This is a genomic window from Rhodococcus pseudokoreensis, from assembly GCF_017068395.1.
Lineage (GTDB): Bacteria > Actinomycetota > Actinomycetes > Mycobacteriales > Mycobacteriaceae > Rhodococcus_F > Rhodococcus_F pseudokoreensis.
In genome coordinates this window covers 3,612,825-3,630,026 of the sequence record NZ_CP070619.1, presented here as the reverse complement: position 1 = coordinate 3,630,026, position 17,202 = coordinate 3,612,825, and the positions used below count along the sequence as shown (strand labels likewise).

Sequence of the window (17,202 nt, the reverse complement as noted above, 5' to 3'; positions counted from 1 at the left end):
GAACTCGGTCAGCCGTAGATTTCAGGGTGACCGACGGAAGAGCGACGCGCCTCACCCGCAAGTGGTGAACCGTCTCAGAGCAAACCGTGGTGTTGCGCGGCGGCGATCGCGTCGCGGCGGGACGTGACGCCGAGTTTGCGGTAGATCCCGCGCAGATGAGTCTTCACCGTGTTCACCGACACGCACAGGTCGGCAGCGATCTGCTCGGCGGTGCGCCACGACGGAAGCTCCACGAGCAGTTCCAGTTCACGGGGAGTGAGCATGTCGGACGCCGTGCTCTCCGACCGCGGGAACGACGCGCGGAGCCGCTCCGCGAACGGTTCGAGCACCCCGAACCGGCCGGTGCTCCGCACGAGAAGATCCCGGATCTGTGGTCCGCAGTCGTGGAACGGACGCAGCACCGACTGCGGCTCCGCGAGACGCAACGCCTCGGTGAGCGCGCTGTGGGCGCGCGAATCATGTTTGCGGGCAAGCGCGATCGACGCGTCCACGAGCCACGCCGCGATCAGGTTGGTGCCCGCCGCGCATTCCAGTTCACCGTCCAGGACCGGCTGGATCGTCCGGCGGGCCAGGTCGAGGCGGTGCAGATGCAGATGGATGATCGCCTCGACGAGGGGTGTGTCGCCGGTGGGCCCGAGGAAGGCCTGCGCCTCGGTGGCCAACTCGTGCGCCCACCCGACCTCACCGGCGGACAGATACGCGTACTGGATGGCGGGCAGCAGCACCGCGCGGATTCCCGGCGGCATCGGCAGTGCGGACGACACCGGGCTGTCCGCATGCACCATCGTCACCGAACCGTGCCGGTGTTCGGACTCGTCGAGACCGAACAGGGCCGCGGCGCCGTCGGCGAAACCCGCGGTTCCGGTGCTCGCGCGACGCAACGCCTCGGCGGATTCGGCGGCGACGCGGGCGGCGTCGGGGTCCATCCGCATGTAGCGGCACCACGAGTCGACGAGCTTCGTCAACTGGAACGTCGGATCGCCCGTCGCCGACTGCGTCCGGCCGATCGTCAGGGCCTCGTCCACCAGTTCGGACGCCACCGCCACGTCGCCCCGCGACATCGAGACGGCGGCGAGAGTTCCCAGGCAGTACATGACGCTCAACGGTGCGTCGCCGAGTCGCGCGTGCGCGAGCGACCTCCCGAGCACGGCCTCCGCGTCGTCGTCCCGTCCGAGGAAGAGCAGCGCACGGCCTTCCTGGAGCAGGACGAACGCGTCGAGGTCGGGGTCGCCGCTCGAACCGCCGCCCACGTTCTGCAGCCGGTTCAGTGCGGTCTCGATGTCGCCGGTGCCGATCGCGGTCTGTACCCGCAGCGATTCGCGGAGCAGCAGGTGGATCCGGGATTCGGCGGCGCCGTCCACCAGCAGACCCGACTTCCTGCGGTCGAGGAGTTCGAGGGTGGACGTGGCCACCGGGATGTTTCCCGAGGCGAGCGCGGCGGCGGCGCGGAGCAGCCGCGCCGACGGGTGGTCCTGCGATGCCCGGGGCGCCCGCGTGAGAATCCGGTCGACGGCCTCGCCGTGGCCCCCGATGATCAAGGGCAGCGACGTCCTGGCCAGCAGCGCCACGATCTCGTCGTGATCACCGGAGTTCACCGCGTGCTCGAGTGCGAGCAGCGCATCGCCGAATTCGTCGTGCCAATGGGCCGCCGTCAATTCGAGATGCTCGACTTCGACGTGGCCGATGCGGCTGATCTCCGCGCGCAGATAACTCCGCAGCAGCGGGTGGTAGCGGTAGTGCGTGGGGTTCTCGGTGATCCGGCTGATCAGAAAATTGTGGTGCTCGAGCCAATCGATGTTGCCGTGCGCGTCCGTGCAGCCCGTGAGTTTCTCGGCGAGTTCGACCGTGAACGACGCGGGTACGGACGTGCGCAGGAGGAACTCGCGCATCTCGTCGGTCTGGCCGGCGAGGACCTCCTCGATGAGATAGTCGGCGACGGCCCGGCGGTCGCCCGAGAACTCGGCGATCAACCGGCTCGGATCCGGATGCCCTTCCAAAGACATTCCCGCCAGCCGGATTCCGGCAGCCCAGCCCTCCGTGCGAACCATGAGGGCGTCGAGATCGTCCGGGGGCAGCACCACGCCGTGCTCGTCGAGCATCTCGGCCGACTCGTCGGACGTGAACGCGAGATCCGTTGCCGTGAGCGTGAACAGTTTGCCGTCCAGGCGAAGTCGCTGCAGCGCGAGCGGCGGCTCGAACCGTCCGACGATGACCGTCCGCAGCATCGGCGGTTGCCAGCGCATGAACGACTCGAGGTCGGTGAGGACGTCGGTGTCGCGGAGGAGGTGGGCGTCGTCGATGATCATCCAGATGTTCTCGCCGAGTTCGTGCAACGCGGCCGACAAGGTGGCGCCGAGGTCGGGTGACTCGGAAACGAGCCCGGCGCACGCCGCCTGCAGGCGAGGATTTCCGGCGTCGGTGAGTGCGCGGAGGATCGCCCGGTGGACGACGTCGAGGTCGTTGTGCCGCTCCTCGATGGTGAGCCAGGCAATGGTCGGGGCGTCGTCGGCGGCCAGCAACTCCCGCGCCCAGTCGGCCACGGCCCGCGTCTTGCCGGACCCGGCAGGCGCGCAGACCAGCGCAACCGGATACGGGTGGGCCTCGTCGGTGAGCGCATCGGTGAGCATGGTGTGCAGGCGGGTCCGGGTGACCGTTCGACCCCCAGCACTCGACGGTATTCGAGTACTCAGACGAAACTCCCCGAGCGGTGCTGCCGTCACGCCGACCCCCAATTCTCGCTGCACCGAGAAACGATCTTCGACAAACGCCAATTCCCGACGCAGTAAGCCGGTGCGACGATTTTAGCGAGAACCAGTTGTTCTGTGTGGGTGAACGTGGTTACCGCAAACCGGCGGCAACCCGAAATTCACACTCGACGGGTGAATCCTCGGCGGGCGGGCCGGCGGACGATGGCCACGTCGAAGGGCACTGGGCCGCGGCGAAGTGCCTGAATGGAGTGACCATGAAGTTGGCAGTTGCCGGGCTGATGATGTCGATCGCACTCGTCGCGGCGGGGTGCTCGAGCAGCGGCGATGCGACGGATACGAGTGCGTCGCCGACGACGGCAGGCGGGGCGGGGGCGGTCACCGTGCCCGACGCCTACACGGGACTGATCCTCACCCCGATCGGTGATCCGACCTTCCCGTTCCCGGGCACCGACGGCAAGTACCACGTCGCCTACGACCTCCAGCTGACGAACGCGACACCCGTCCCGGCGACGCTCGACAAACTGGACGTCGTCGACGGGACCGACCCGTCGAAGGTGATCGCATCGTTCTCCGGTGCGGCGCTCGTCGAGCCGAATTGTCCGTACGGCGACTGCAACCGGCTGCGAATGCTGACCGCGCCGGCAGCCACCTCCACGGTGATTCCGCCGCAGGAGACTCGTATCCTGTTCGTCGACTACACGTTCGACTCGCTCGATCAGGCCCCGAAAGCGGTGCTCCACCACCTGTACGGCAGCGCCGCGGCCGCGCCGTCGTCGCGGGAACCGTCCCCCGTCGACTATCTGATCACCGCCCTCGACATCGACGCCGGGACCCCACGCGTCATCTCGCCACCGCTGAAGGGCGACAACTGGATTGCCCTCAACGGCTGCTGCCTGCCGGGATTCCCGCACCGCACGTCGCCGCTCCCGGTCGACGGCAAGATCAACAACAGTCAACGATTCGCGATCGACTGGAAACGCACCAACGACCAGGGCGAGTTCTACACCGGCGACCGGACGAAGAACGAGAGCTACGTCGACTACGGTTCCGACGTGTACGCCGTCGCCGACGGAACGGTCGTGGCCACATTGGACAACGTGCCCGCCAACGCCCCGGGCACACTGCCCGCCGAGGTCCCGGAACTCGCTGCGAAACTCACCGTCGAGAACGTCGACGGAAACCACGTCGTCCTCGACCTCGGAGGCGGCGTCTACGCGATGTACGCGCACTTCATCGAGGGTTCGCTGCTCGTCAAGCCCGGCGACAAGGTGTCGAAGGGCGACACGCTCGCGAAACTCGGGAACACCGGCAACGCCAACGCGTCGCATCTGCACTTCCAGTTGATGAACGGCCCGAGCCTGCTGTACGCCGACTCCCTGCCGTACGTCTTCGACAGCTTCGAATACGAGGGGCAGGTCGCGCCGCAGCAGATCCTCGACGCGGACGACTACCTGTCGGGGCAGTTCCTGCAGGGAAAACTGCCCACCGGTGAGCCGCGGACGGATGAGCTTCCGAGCAATCTCGCGATCGTCGACTTCGGGTAGGCGGCTCCGCCGCCCGTGAGTGGTTAAGGAGTCCAGAGACTCTCTAACCACTCACGGGCGCGAAGCGCCTACGGCGTGACGATCGGGAACACGTTGTCGGGCGGGTCGAGCAATTCGGTGAGGGCGAGCAGTTTCGACGGGTCACCCGTCACCTCGATGCCCTCCAGGCCCCGGCCGGCGAACAGGGCGAGCAACTGCATCTTCGTCAGGGTCAGCGTGACGTCGGGTTGCGCCGCGGTCCTCGGCGCGACCGTCTGGATGAGCGCGCCGTTGGACAGCGTCGTCCGGTAGTGCGCCTCGGGTTCGGTGAAGTGCCACTCCGCGACGAGGGTGGCGTCCCAGGCGCGCGGGCCGTTGATGCGGAGGGCGACGGAGTCGAAGATCTGGTCGATCGTCAGGGCGCTCAGCATGTCCGCGCCGAGGTCGCTGAGCGGCGGGGTGGTGATGCCGCCCCGGAGTTCGAGTGCCCCGGTGAGGTAGAAGTTGCGCCACGTCGCGTTCTCGGCGCCGAAGCCGAGTTGCTCGTACGTGCGGGCCAGCAGGTCCTTGGCCGCATCGTCGGAGGGGTCGGCGAACACGGCGTGCTTGAGCAGTTCGGCGGCGAACCGCAGATCTCCGCGCTCGAGGTACTGCGTCGCCTTCGACCGGACCTCGTCCTGGCCGCCCATGCACTCGACGTAGCGGGTGGCCACGCTTTCGGGCGGATGCTGCCACAGCGACGTCGGGTTGCCGTCGAACCAGCCCATGTACCGCTGGTAGATCGCCTTCACGTTGTGGCTGACCGACCCGTAGTAGCCGCGCGCGTGCCAGGCGGATTCGAGGGCCGGTGGCAGCGGGAAGTCTTCGGCGATCTCGATCCCGGTCAGCCCCGCGTTGAGCATCCGCAGCGTCTGGTCGTGCAGATACTGGTACAGGTCGCGCTGTTCCGACAGGAATTTCACCACCCGGTCGCGGCCCCACGTCGGCCAGTGGTGGGAGGCGAACGCGACGTCGTAGCCGCCGTCGAACATCTCGATCGCCTGGTCGAGATACCGCGACCAGGCGCGCGGATCGCGGACCAGTGCGCCGCGCAACGTGAGGAGATTGTGCAGGTTGTGGGTGGCGTTCTCGGCCATGCACAGCGCCCGGTGGTCGGGGAACAGGAAGTTCATCTCGGCGGGCGCCTCCGTTCCCGGCGTCACCTGGAAGAGGATGCGGATGCCGTCGACGGTCTCCTCCTGACCGGTGTGGGTGATGTCGACGGTCGGCGGGATCAGCCCCGGCCTGCCGGTCGACGTGTTCGTCCCGAGCCCCGCACCGAGGTGCCCGCGCGGACCCTTCGGCAGCAGCGGTCCGTACATGTAGGTGGCGCGCCTGCCCATTGCCGTTCCGGCGTAGATGTTCTCGGACACCGCGTGCTCGAGGAACCCTTCGGGCGCGAAGATCGGGACGTCGCCGCGACCGTCGGGGAGTACGCCGACGACGCCGCCGAAGTGATCGATGTGGGAGTGCGTGTAGAGGACTCCGGTGACGGGCCGGTCGCCCCGGTTCTTCCGATACAGCGCGAGCGCGGCGGCCGCGGTCTCCTGAGAGATGAGCGGGTCGATCACCAGGACACCCGTCTCGCCTTCGACGATCGTCATGTTGGACAGGTCGATTCCGCGTAGCTGGTAGATGCCCTCGGTGACCTCGTACAGCCCGTCCTTCGCGCACAGTTGCGACTGCCGCCACAGACTCGGGTTGGCGGTGCCCGGGCAGTCGCCGGACAGGAACGCGTACTCCCGCATGTCCCACACCGTGCGACCGTCCGCGTCCGTGACGGTGCAGGGGTCGAGGCGGTCGACGAAACCGCGGTCGGCGTCCTCGAAATCGGTGGTGTCGGAGAAGTCGGGTGTCATGGTTCTTCCTTCTCGTGTCGCGGGGCGGTGACCGGTGGCGTGGGTGTGGGCGTGGGGGAGTCGCTGAGAATCGTGTTCACCCACCTCGTGGACGGGTCGATGTCGATCAGCAGTGCCTTCGCCATCAGGGTCAGCGGGATGGCGAGGATCGCGCCGAGGGGTCCGAGGATCCACGTCCAGAACACCAGCGACAGGAACGTGAACGTCACGGACAGGCCGACCGCGTCCCCGACGAACTTCGGCTGGATCACGGACTGGATGATGACGTTGATGACGCTGTACACGACGATGACGGTCAGCATCAGTCCCGGACCGCCCTGGAGCAGCGCCAGCAGGGCCGGCGGGACGAGACCGAGAACGAAGCCGACGTTCGGGATGTAGTTGGTGATGAACGACAGCAGACCCCACAGGATCGGCAACGGAATCCCCAGCGCCCACAGTGCTCCGGTGTCGATGACGGCGACGATCAATCCGAAGACCGTGGTGACGACCAGGTACTTGCGGGTGCCGAGGGAGAAGGCGGAGAGGGCGGTGGCGATGTCGGGGCGCATCCGCGTGACGATGCTCATCCGCGAACCGTATGAGCTTCCGTCGACCGCCATGAACAGCAGGAGGGCGGCGAGGAACAGCAGGTTCGAGAAGATGCCCAGCATCGCCTGCAGGATGCCGTCCACGAAACCGAACGCCTTGGTGTAATCGACCTGGGAGAGCATGGTCTGGGCGCTGGAGGAGTTCACGCCGTGGCTGTTCAGGAAGCTCTGGGCGCTGTCGATCAGGGACGTGAAGTCGTCCGCGTACTGCGGGAGGAGCGTGGCGAGTTGCGCGACCGACAGCGCCAGCGACAGCACGAGTACGACGAGGATGCCGTTGACGACCACGATCGCGGCGATCGTCGCGAGCCACGGCGGGACGCCCTTCCTGTGCAGCCATACGGGGAGCGGATGGACCGCGACGGTGAGCATGAGGGCGAGGAAGACCGGGGCGAGGATCGATGCCGCCACCTCGATCCCGGCCACCGTGACGACGAGCGCGGCCAGTCCGAGGATCACGATCAGGCCCCGCGGCATCGACCACCGAGAGTCCGGCTCCGCGCCGGATGCGTCCTGCGGATCGATCATCGCGTGTCCCTTCGCAACGGCCGGCCTTCCGGGATGCCCCGATTCGACTCTTGCACCGCGACGTCGGCGTCACATCATCCGTTGCAGATGAGGATCACCCGGCGCGGATGATGCCTCCCATTGCCGGGAGCCGGACGATTCGACTGTTCGCAAACACACTTTCGAGAAGGGCATGGACATGACGACTACCCCGGAGTCCAGGACGGACAGCCCTGTGAAACAGGGTTTTGCAGCAGGAACTTCACTGGCAGCGGCGATATTGCTGCTGACTGTCGGCGTGATCTCCTTCTTTCAGGGCATCGCCGCGGTCGCGTCCGACGACCTGCTGGTCATCGGCGTCCAGTACACCTACCAGTTCGACACCACCACGTGGGGCTGGATCCACATCGTGCTGGGCGTCGTCCTGGCCATCAGCGCGATCGGACTGATGACGGGCGCCACGTGGGCTCGCGTCGTCGCGGTCTGCATCGCCGCGCTGTCGATCCTCGCCAACTTCCTGTGGCTGCCCTACTACCCGCTGTGGTCGATCCTGATCATCGCACTCGACGTCGTCGTGATCTGGGCGGTCACCACCTGGGACACCGACAAGGTCGCCGGATGACGTGGTGAAGTCCGCGACCGGCGCCTGGCCGGTCTTCGGCTCGCTGCGCGACTACCGACGGGGGTGGGTCAGGCCCGATGTGATCGCGGGCCTGACCGTGTGGGCGGTGCTCGTCCCCGAGGCACTGGCCTACGCGACCATCGCGGGAGTGCCACCGGTTGTCGGCCTCTACGCGGCGGTCCCGGCTCTGATCCTGTATGCGGCGGCGGGCAGTTCGCGCCACCTCGTGGTGGGTCCGATGTCGGCGACCGCCGCCCTGTCGGCGGCCATCGTCGCGCCGCTGGCCGGTGAGGACGGAGGAAAGTATGCGGCGCTGTCCGCCGTACTCGCGATCGCCACCGGGATCGCGGGGCTGGTGGCCGGTCTGCTGCGCCTCGGATTCATCGCCTCGTTCATCTCCGAGCCGGTGCTGAAGGGCTTCATCGTCGGTCTCGCCCTCACCATCATCATCGGACAGGTGCCCGCGCTGTTCGGGGTGGAGAAGGTGAAGGGCAACTTCTTCGAACAGGCCTGGGGGGTGCTCACCCATCTCGGGGACACGCACTGGGTCACTCTCGCCGTCGGCGGTCTCAGCCTGGTGGTGGTGCTCGGGTTCAGACGCTGGCTGCCGCTCGTCCCGGGATCCCTGCTCGCCGTGCTCCTCGGGATCGCGGCGGTGTCGCTGTTCGGGCTGGACGAGAGGGGCGTCGGCATCGTCGGGCACATCGATCCGGGTCTGCCCTCGCTCGGATTACCGGCCGGCGTCGGGTTCGACGACTACGTGGACCTGCTGGGTCCGGCGGTCGGTGTGCTGCTGATCGGCTTCGCCGAGGGTCTCGGCGCCGCGAAGACGTACGCGGCGAAGGAAGGCTACGAGATCGACGCGAACCGCGAACTTCTCGGCCTCGGCACCGCAAACCTCGGTTCCGGCCTGTGCTCGGGAATGGTGGTCAACGGCAGCCTCTCCAAGACGGCGGTGAACGGTGGGGCGGGTGCGAAGACTCAGATGAGTGGACTCGTCGTCGCCGCACTGACCGTGATCACGCTGCTGTTCCTCACCGGACTCTTCGAGAAGCTGCCCGAGGCGACCCTCGCCGCGGTGGTGATCGCCGCCGTCATCGAACTCGTCGACATCGATGCGCTCCGGAGGCTGTACGGGGTGTGGACGCGGCGGCTGGGCAGCATCTACGGCCACGCCGCACGCGCCGACTTCGCGGCGGCCCTGGCGGCGATGCTGGGCGTCCTGCTCTTCGACACCCTGCCCGGACTGGTCATCGGCATCGGCGTCTCCATGCTCCTGCTGCTCTACCGGGCCTCCCGCCCCCACGTCGCGGCGCTCGTGAAAGAGGGATCGCTGTGGGTGGACGCCGAACGCCACCCCGAACTGCCCGCCACCCCGCACGTGGTGGTCGTGCGGGTCGAGTCCGGATTGTTCTTCGCCAACGCCGATCACGTGAAGGACCGCATCGAAGAACTGTGCACCGAAGACACCAGGACGATCGTGCTCGACGCGGAGACGTCCCCGTTCATCGACGTCAGTGCGGCGCAGATGCTCGTGCAACTGCGGGACGCCCTGAAACGCAAAGGCGTCGACCTCCGGGTGGCCCGTGACATCGGCCAGTTCCGCGACACGATGCGCCGGGCGGGCTCCGAAACTTCACCCGTCGGCCTGTACCCGACCGTGCGGGAAGCACTTGCCGATGTGAGCAGGAAACGGCCAGAGGAGGATTCGTGATCGTCAGCGCAGAATTACAGGAACTCGCCGAGAAGGCGTGGGTGTACGGTTTCCCGCTCGTGTTCGACCTCGACCAGGTGAACCGTTTCGTCGCGGACGGGATGGGAAGCCTCGAGCCCGCACCGTTCAACACGTTCAGTCACGCCCGCACCCTCGCCGGGCCGCGTGACACCTTCGTCTCGGTCAACAACGACACCGTCTACTCGATCGCCCAGATCGACCTCGGCCACGGCCCGCAACTGCTGCGGGTGCCCGACAGCGGCGGCGCGTACTACGTGCTGCAGTTCGTCGACGCGTGGACCGACAATTTCGCGTACGTCGGCAAACGCGCGACGGGAACCGCGGCCGGCCTTTATCTACTGACCGGCCCTGGATGGTCCGGCGAGGTCCCCGCCGGCGCGACCCAGATCGCGTTCCCCACTGCGGTCGGCACGATCGTCGGCCGCTGGGCCTGCGACGGTGTCGACGACCTGGAGCGGGTGAACGCACTGCAGTCGGCCCTCACCCTGGAACCCGTCGGTGACCGGGAACCGGCGGAGGGTCTGCCGGCACCCGACCCGAACGTCCCCGAGGACCTTCGGTTCTGGGAGAAACTGCGGGTTTATTCGCAGGCGTACCCGTCCGCCGCGCAGGACCTGATCGCCGAGCAGATGTTCGCCCCGCTCGGGTTGCTCGAGACCGGGGCGTCGCCGTACCTCGAGGCGCCGCCGGATCTCGCGGCCGTCCTGACGGCGGGAGCCGAGGCGGGGCACCGATCGCTCGTCGCCGCACTGAAATCGGGCGCCGGTGCGGCGGTCGTCAACGGCTGGCAGTTGATGTACCACGCCTTCGACTACAACGACGACTTCTTCGAGGTCGGCACCGTGAACTCACCCGAGTGGCGGATCGAGGACCGCTCCAAGGCGCTGGGCCTGCGGGCCGGGGCCGCGATGGCGGGACTGTGGGGCAACCACGGCTACGAGGCCGCGTACGCGCCGATCTATCACGACAACGAAGGCAACGAACTCTCCGGCGAACACACCTACACCCTCACGTTCGCGCCGACGCCGCCCGTCGACGCGTTCTGGTCGATCACCATGTACGACCTGCCGGAGTTCTTTCTCGTCGACAATCCCCTCGACCGCTACTCGATCGGCGACCGCACCCCGGGACTGGTGTTCGCCGACGACGGGTCGCTGACCATCACGCTCGGCGCGACCGCCCCGGCCGACCCGGTCGCCCGCGCCAACTGGCTGCCCACACCGGCCGCCGGATTCCGGCCGATGCTGCGGATGTACAGCCCCAAGGCGGAGGTGTTCGACGGAACGTTCGAGATACCGCCGATCGTGAAGACCACGTGATCCGGAGGACGTGAATCGGCGGTAGTGTTCGGGCCGATTCGAGGGGGATCGGGTGAAGAAGGTCGCCGCGGCGCTGCTGTGCGCCGCGATCACGTCCGGGTGCGCGCACAGCGTGTCCGGGACCGCGGGGGCGTCCCCGCTGCAGGAACTGAGCCCGGACCAGCAACGGCACGTCCACATCGAGGACGCGCTCCGCGGCGCCGATCCGTGCGGTCTGCTCGACGAGGCGGTGGTGCGGCGCGCCGGGACGGTCCAGCAGTACGGGTCGGCCGTGCAACTGCCGGTGTGCTCGGCGCTGATGGCGCGGTCCGACGGCGCGAGCACCTACGTGGAGGTGTCCCTGCTGCCGTCGATGCTGTCCGAACAGTCGCTGACGCGGCCGGAGACGGTGGACGGGGTGACGGTCTACCGCGGCGCGGGCGCCGACCTGACCCGCGGGACGTGCGAGCGGGTCTTCCGGCTACCCCTCGGAACCGAGGCCCAAGATTTCGGACTGCCGCTTGCGACCGTCCGCGCTGGAACCGTCGCAGGCCAGGACGCCTGCCCGCTGGCCGACGCGGTGCTGGACTCGGCGCTCGACCGGATGCGGTCGGGGTTGCCCGCCCGCGACGCCGGCTCCCCGGATCAGGTGGCCCTCGCCGTCCACGACCCCTGCGAAGTCCTCGACGTGCTGGGGACCACGGCGGGCGGACGCGTCATCGATCCGGAATCGCCGCCCACCCCGTTCGACTGCGTCCTGTTCCCGAACCCGAATCGGGTGCCCGGGAGCGAGGTGACCGTGTCGTTCACGATGTCGCCGGTGAAGGAAAACAGACCACCCGTTCCCGCCGTGCCGGAGACGGTCGGCGACCGGTGCCGCTGGACGAGCCCGATGGGTGAGCCGATCGACATCACACGGCCCGGGCCGGGTGTCGACGAGTTCACCCGCAGGCTCGGCCACGCGGGTGCAGTCGTCACTGTTCACGGCCCGAACTGCGCCGCCGTGGCGAGGGTCGCGGACGCCGCGAACACGGCGTTCGGATAGGCCGCCGAACGGACTCACCCGGGATCAGATTGGACTCCGCCGGTAAGCTCGACAGCTGGACCAGTACAGATTCATCGACCTGGAGGTAGAAACGCGTGGCTCTCGTCGTCCAGAAGTACGGCGGATCCTCGGTGGCAACCGCCGAGAGAATCCGACGAGTGGCTGAACGGATCGTCGAGACCAAGAAGGCCGGCAACGATGTCGTCGTCGTGGTTTCAGCGATGGGGGACACCACTGATGAGCTGCTCGATCTGGCTCAGCAGGTGTGCCCAGCCCCACCCGCCCGCGAAATGGACATGCTGCTGACCTCCGGTGAGCGCATCTCCAATTCTCTCGTCGCAATGGCAATTCATTCGCTCGGTGCGGAGGCCCGTTCGTTCACGGGCTCGCAGGCGGGCGTCATCACCACCGGTGCTCACGGCAACGCCAAGATCATCGACGTCACACCGGGCCGCGTCCGGGATGCGCTCGACGAGGGCTCGATCGTCCTCGTCGCCGGATTCCAGGGCGTCAGCCAGGACAGCAAGGACGTGACGACCCTCGGGCGCGGCGGTTCGGACACCACCGCGGTGGCCCTCGCGGCAGCCCTCGAGGCCGACGTCTGCGAGATCTACACCGACGTCGACGGCATCTTCACCGCCGACCCGCGCATCGTTCCCGACGCGCAGCGGCTCGAGACGGTGTCGTTCGAGGAGATGCTCGAACTCGCGGCGTGCGGCGCGAAGGTGCTCATGCTCCGCTGCGTCGAGTACGCCCGCCGATACAACGTGCCTGTGCACGTCCGTTCGTCATACACGACCAAGCCGGGCACTATCGTGTCCGGATCGATGGAGGACATCCCCGTGGAAGAGGCAATCATCACCGGAGTCGCGCACGATCGCGGCGAGTCCAAGATCACCGTCGTCGGCCTGCCCGACACCCCCGGTTACGCCGCGCAGGTCTTCCGCGCAGTGGCCGAGGCGGAGATCAACATCGACATGGTGCTGCAGAACATCTCGAAGGTCGAGACCGGCAAGACGGACATCACGTTCACCCTGCCGACGGCCGACGGACCGCGGGCGGTCGAGAAGCTCACCAAGCTGCAGGGCGAGATCGGCTTCACGCAGGTGCTGTTCGACGACCACATCGGCAAGGTGTCGCTGGTCGGCGCGGGCATGAAGAGCCACCCGGGCGTCACCGCGACGTTCTGTGAGGCGCTCGCGAAGGCCGGCGTCAACATCGATCTCATCTCCACGTCGGAGATCCGCATCTCGGTGCTCGTCAAGGACGTGGAGCTGGACAAGGCCGTGAAGGCGATCCACGATGCATTCGAGCTCGGCGGCGACGAAGAAGCCGTCGTGCACGCAGGAACGGGACGGTAATCATGACCACCATCGCTGTCGTCGGTGCGACCGGACAGGTCGGCATCGTCATGCGCACCCTCCTCGAGGAACGCAATTTCCCCGCGGACAAGGTGCGGTTCTTCGCCTCCGCGCGGTCGGCGGGCAAGAAGCTGCCGTTCCGCGGTGAGGAGATCGTCGTCGAGGACGCGTCCGCCACGTCCGACGAGGACCTGAAGGGCATCGACATCGCCCTGTTCTCGGCCGGTGCCACGCTGTCCCGTGAGCAGGCCCCGCGCTTCGCGGCGGCCGGTGCCACCGTCGTCGACAACTCTTCGGCGTTCCGCAAGGACCCCGACGTTCCGCTGGTCGTCAGCGAGGTGAACCCGGAGCAGGCGAAGAATCCGCCGAAGGGCATCATCGCCAACCCCAACTGCACCACGATGGCCGCGATGCCGGTGCTGAAGGTCCTGCACGACGAGGCCGGACTGCAGCGTCTCATCGTGTCGAGCTACCAGGCCGTGTCCGGCAGCGGTATCGCCGGTGTCGAGGAGCTGGTGGGTCAGGCCCGCGCCGTCATCGGCGACGCGGAGAAGCTGGTCCACGACGGCAGCGCCGTCGACTTCCCGGCCCCGAACAAGTACGTCGCACCGATCGCGTTCAACGTGCTGCCGCTGGCCGGCTCGCTCGTCGACGACGGCAGCGGTGAGACGGACGAGGACCAGAAGCTCCGCAACGAGAGCCGCAAGATCCTCGGCCTGCCCGACCTGCTGGTGTCGGGAACGTGTGTCCGCGTCCCCGTGATCACGGGTCACTCGTTGTCGATCAACGCCGAGTTCGAGCGTCCGCTGTCGGTGGAACGCGCGCAGGAGATCCTGTCGAAGGCTCCCGGTGTGCAACTGGTGGATGTCCCCACCCCGCTCCAGGCCGCGGGCAGCGACCCGTCGCTGGTCGGGCGGATCCGTCAGGATCCGGGTGTTCCGGAGGGTCGTGGGCTCGCGCTGTTCGTGTCCGGCGACAACCTGCGTAAGGGTGCCGCCCTCAACACGATTCAGATCGCCGAACTGCTCGTCTAGCTCTCCCCCCACGTGAGTGGCAAAGTGTGCTCCCGCACGCTTTGCCACTCACGTGTCGGTTGCGGGTGGATACTGGGCCGATGAGAGTGGTCGGGGCCGCGGTGACGGCGGTTCTTCTGCTGCTCACCGGCGCGACCGAGGTCTCCGCGCAGCCGCCCGGGATCCTGCTGTCGCAGGAGGACCTGCCCCCCGCCACGGTCCCCGCGCAGGCGGGCGACAGCGTCCGGGTGCGGTACTCCACCCTCCGTACCTCGACCGCGACCGGTGAATCGACGGGATCGGTCTTCCTTCCCCGTGGCGACCCGCCCGACGGCGGCTGGCCGGTGGTCTCCTACGCCCACGGCACCGTCGGTGTCGCCGACCAGTGCGCACCGTCCGTCGCCGGGTTCAACTACGTCGAACTGCCCGCGGTCGAGCAGTGGCTCGCCGCCGGGTATGCCGTCGCGGCAACGGATTACGCGGGACTCGGCACACCGGGTGTCAACGCCTATCTGGACGGTCCGGCGGCCGCCGCGAACGCCGTCGACGTCGTCCTGGCCGCGCACGAGGTCTACGGCGACGTGCTCGCCGACCGGTGGATCGTCACCGGACTGTCGCAGGGCGGGCAGGCGACCTACTTCGCCGCCCGCGAGGCCACCACCCGGGCACCCGCGCTCGACTTCCGGGGCGCCGTCGCCGTGGCCGCGCCCACCCACCTCGAACAGCTCTTCCCGGCTGCGGGTCCCGCCGTTCCGGCTCTGCCGACATCCGGAATCGTGAACTACGCGCTGCTGACCCTCGCCGGCATCGACGACCAGCGTCCCGAGGTCGACATCCGGCGCTACCTGTCGCCGACAGGACTCGACCTGATGGAGTTCGCGAAGGTGACGTGCAGCCGCGAACTCGGCCGGTACCTGCTCGCCCACCCCACGTCGGTCGGCGACCTGTTCGCGGCGCCTCTGTGGAACGACCAGTTCCGGGAGCTGTTCCGGGAGATGCAGCAGGTGCCCGTCGACGGCTTCGACCATCCGTTGCGGGTGGTGCACAGCCTGTCCGACGCGTCGGTGCCGATTCCGTTGACGTGGGCGCAGCTCGCCGAGATGCGGCAGCACGGGGTGAACTTCGAATTCCAGCAACTCGTCGGTGAGGACCACCGAGGGTCGCTGATCGCCTCCATGCCGGAGTCCCTCGCGTTCGCCGCGCGGGTGCTGTCCTGACCCCCCCAGGTGAGTGGCAAAGCGTCCTCCCACACACATTGCCACTCACCTCACCCGGGACGTGCGAGGCGGACGCGGGCGCCCGACCTTACGGTTCGGACATGGGCTCAGTCATCGGAGAACTGTTACCGCTCGCCGTGGGTGTCGCGATCTCGCCGATCCCGATCATCGCCGTCATCCTGATGTTGCTGTCGAAGCGGGCGGGCGGGGCGAGCGCGGGCTTCGGTGCCGGCTGGATCCTGGGCATCGTCGTCGCGACAGGCATCTTCGTGCTCCTCGCCGGCAGCGTCGACACGTCCGATTCCGACGGTCCCTCCGCGACGGCGTCGTGGGTGAAGGTTGTTCTCGGTGTGCTGCTGCTCCTGCTCGCGGGGCGGCAGTGGCGCAGTCGCAACGCCGACGCGGAACCCCCGAAGTGGATGCAGGCGATCGACGACCTGAACTTCGTGAAGTCCACGGGACTCGGATTCGCGCTGGCGGCGATCAATCCCAAGAACCTGCTGCTCTGCGTGTCCGCGGGCGTCGGGATCGGCACGGCGGGGGTGAGCGGCGCAGAGCAGGTGGTGGCCCTGGCCGTGTACACCGTGCTGGCCGGGTCGACCGTCCTCGTCCCGGTGGTCGCGTACGCCGTGGCCGCCGACAGGATGCGCGGGACCCTCGACAGCCTCAAGGTGTGGCTCCAGTCCAACAACGCCGCCGTGATGAGCGTGCTGCTACTCGTGATGGGCGCCGTCGTTCTCGGGAAGGGATTCGGCGGATTGTTCTGAGCCGTTGACGGGCCCTCGCAGATAGCGGCCGATGTAGGTCTCGTCGAGCGCGACCGCCTTGGTGATCACCGCCGCCGCCACGATGACCACCGACATCACGAACAGCCAGCTGATCGCGGTGAACACGAGTCCTATCGCACCGAACTGGTGTTGGGCGGTTTCGGTGATGCGGGGAAGGACGAGGCGTCCCCCGGCGTGGATGGCGGTGAGCCCCGCGGAGGTCAGCGCGCCGCTGGCCCAGAGGACGCGTCCCTTGAGGGTTCCCATCGTCAGCAGGTACGGGCAGAGCGTCCACACCGCCCACCAGATCGCGAGTTCGGCGACGAGCGCGAGGGTGAGTCCGAAGTACCTCAGGTTGGTGAGTTCGTTGGCGGCGGCGATCGCGGACGCCGAGAGCGCGACCGCGAAGAGCACGACCAGCCAGCGCCAGGCGTCGCGCAGGGAGATCGAGGGGACGTTCCAGATCTTCGCGTAGATCCGTGCCAGCGCCCGCGCGAACGACGTGCCGCTGACGGCGACCATCAACAGGCCGAACACGCCGAACGCGGCGAACGTCGGGGTGGTCGGATCCACGGTGCCCACCGCGGACGACAACACGGACGGATCGAAGCCGAACTGGTCTTCGAGACTTCTGGCCGTCACGTTCCACTCGCTGACCGTCGACACCGCGATCATCACGGGCAGCACCGACGTGAAGATTTTCGCGGCGAGCGTCATGGACCGGTCGAAGAGTTCGATCCCCACCAGACCGTCGATGATGCGCCGGACCGTGCGCCCGGGAGGGGTTCCCTGGAGCCATCCGTTAGCCGTTTCGGTGCGCGCGGCCAGAGCTTCCCTGGCCAGCGCCACAGATAGTTTCGTCGACCGCACTCTTCGAGCGAACACCGATTCGGCCGGGTTGTCATCATCCGCGTCAGG

The 17,202-nt window shown here is 67.8% G+C and carries 13 protein-coding genes; 9 read left to right on the top strand and 4 right to left on the bottom strand.

Annotation, left to right across the window (positions count from 1 at the left end; genetic code table 11):
- Nucleotides 1-74: 74 nt before the first annotated feature.
- On the bottom strand, nucleotides 75-2,627 hold the full coding sequence (locus JWS13_RS21705; protein WP_206007420.1) for a winged helix-turn-helix domain-containing protein: 2,553 nt from the start codon (nucleotides 2,625-2,627) through the stop codon (nucleotides 75-77).
- Between the two features lie 335 nt (nucleotides 2,628-2,962).
- Between JWS13_RS21705 and JWS13_RS21700 the strand changes: the two genes are divergently transcribed.
- On the top strand, nucleotides 2,963-4,252 hold the full coding sequence (locus JWS13_RS21700; protein ID WP_206007419.1) for a M23 family metallopeptidase: 1,290 nt from the start codon (nucleotides 2,963-2,965) through the stop codon (nucleotides 4,250-4,252).
- A gap of 68 nt (nucleotides 4,253-4,320) precedes the next feature.
- On the opposite strand, the gene JWS13_RS21695 is transcribed toward JWS13_RS21700, so the two are convergent.
- Complete coding sequence (locus JWS13_RS21695) at nucleotides 4,321-6,129, bottom strand: alkyl/aryl-sulfatase (protein ID WP_206007418.1); 1,809 nt, start codon at nucleotides 6,127-6,129, stop codon at nucleotides 4,321-4,323.
- Nucleotides 6,126-7,247: an AI-2E family transporter gene (locus JWS13_RS21690; RefSeq protein ID WP_206007417.1), complete on the bottom strand. Its 1,122-nt coding sequence runs from the start codon at nucleotides 7,245-7,247 to the stop codon at nucleotides 6,126-6,128. The genes JWS13_RS21695 and JWS13_RS21690 overlap by 4 nt, the downstream gene beginning before the upstream one ends.
- Before the next feature lie 172 nt (nucleotides 7,248-7,419).
- Here JWS13_RS21690 and JWS13_RS21685 point away from each other — a divergent pair, with 172 nt between their 5' ends.
- The 8 genes from JWS13_RS21685 to JWS13_RS21650 all read left to right on the top strand — a co-directional run bounded on the left by JWS13_RS21685 (nucleotide 7,420) and on the right by JWS13_RS21650 (nucleotide 16,284).
- Nucleotides 7,420-7,848, top strand: a complete 429-nt coding sequence (locus JWS13_RS21685; RefSeq protein WP_206007416.1) for a DUF7144 family membrane protein — start codon at nucleotides 7,420-7,422, stop codon at nucleotides 7,846-7,848.
- 1 nt (nucleotide 7,849) lies between these two features.
- Nucleotides 7,850-9,562 carry a SulP family inorganic anion transporter gene (locus JWS13_RS21680; RefSeq protein ID WP_206007415.1) on the top strand — a complete coding sequence of 571 codons (1,713 nt, stop codon included), beginning with the start codon at nucleotides 7,850-7,852 and terminating at the stop codon, nucleotides 9,560-9,562.
- Nucleotides 9,562-10,902, top strand: a complete 1,341-nt coding sequence (locus tag JWS13_RS21675) for a DUF1254 domain-containing protein (protein WP_206011683.1) — start codon at nucleotides 9,562-9,564, stop codon at nucleotides 10,900-10,902. The genes JWS13_RS21680 and JWS13_RS21675 overlap by 1 nt, the downstream gene beginning before the upstream one ends.
- Nucleotides 10,903-10,954: 52 nt before the next feature.
- The gene (locus JWS13_RS21670) at nucleotides 10,955-11,926 is read left to right on the top strand and encodes a hypothetical protein (protein WP_206007414.1); all 972 of its coding nucleotides are present in this window, start codon (nucleotides 10,955-10,957) and stop codon (nucleotides 11,924-11,926) included.
- Nucleotides 11,927-12,021: 95 nt separating this feature from the next.
- Complete coding sequence (locus tag JWS13_RS21665) at nucleotides 12,022-13,287, top strand: aspartate kinase (protein ID WP_005248517.1); 1,266 nt, start codon at nucleotides 12,022-12,024, stop codon at nucleotides 13,285-13,287.
- 2 nt (nucleotides 13,288-13,289) lie between these two features.
- Complete coding sequence (locus JWS13_RS21660; protein ID WP_087557241.1) at nucleotides 13,290-14,321, top strand: aspartate-semialdehyde dehydrogenase; 1,032 nt, start codon at nucleotides 13,290-13,292, stop codon at nucleotides 14,319-14,321.
- 80 nt (nucleotides 14,322-14,401) lie between these two features.
- A complete protein-coding gene (locus JWS13_RS21655) occupies nucleotides 14,402-15,517 on the top strand; it encodes an alpha/beta hydrolase (RefSeq protein ID WP_206007413.1) in 1,116 nt (371 codons plus the stop codon).
- A 101-nt stretch (nucleotides 15,518-15,618) separates the two neighbouring features.
- A complete protein-coding gene (locus JWS13_RS21650) occupies nucleotides 15,619-16,284 on the top strand; it encodes a GAP family protein (protein WP_206007412.1) in 666 nt (221 codons plus the stop codon).
- On the opposite strand, the gene JWS13_RS21645 is transcribed toward JWS13_RS21650, so the two are convergent.
- The gene (locus tag JWS13_RS21645) at nucleotides 16,231-17,133 is read right to left on the bottom strand and encodes a hypothetical protein (protein WP_206007411.1); all 903 of its coding nucleotides are present in this window, start codon (nucleotides 17,131-17,133) and stop codon (nucleotides 16,231-16,233) included. The two genes, JWS13_RS21650 and JWS13_RS21645, sit on opposite strands and share 54 nt — an antisense overlap.
- Between the last annotated feature and the right edge of the window lie 69 nt (nucleotides 17,134-17,202).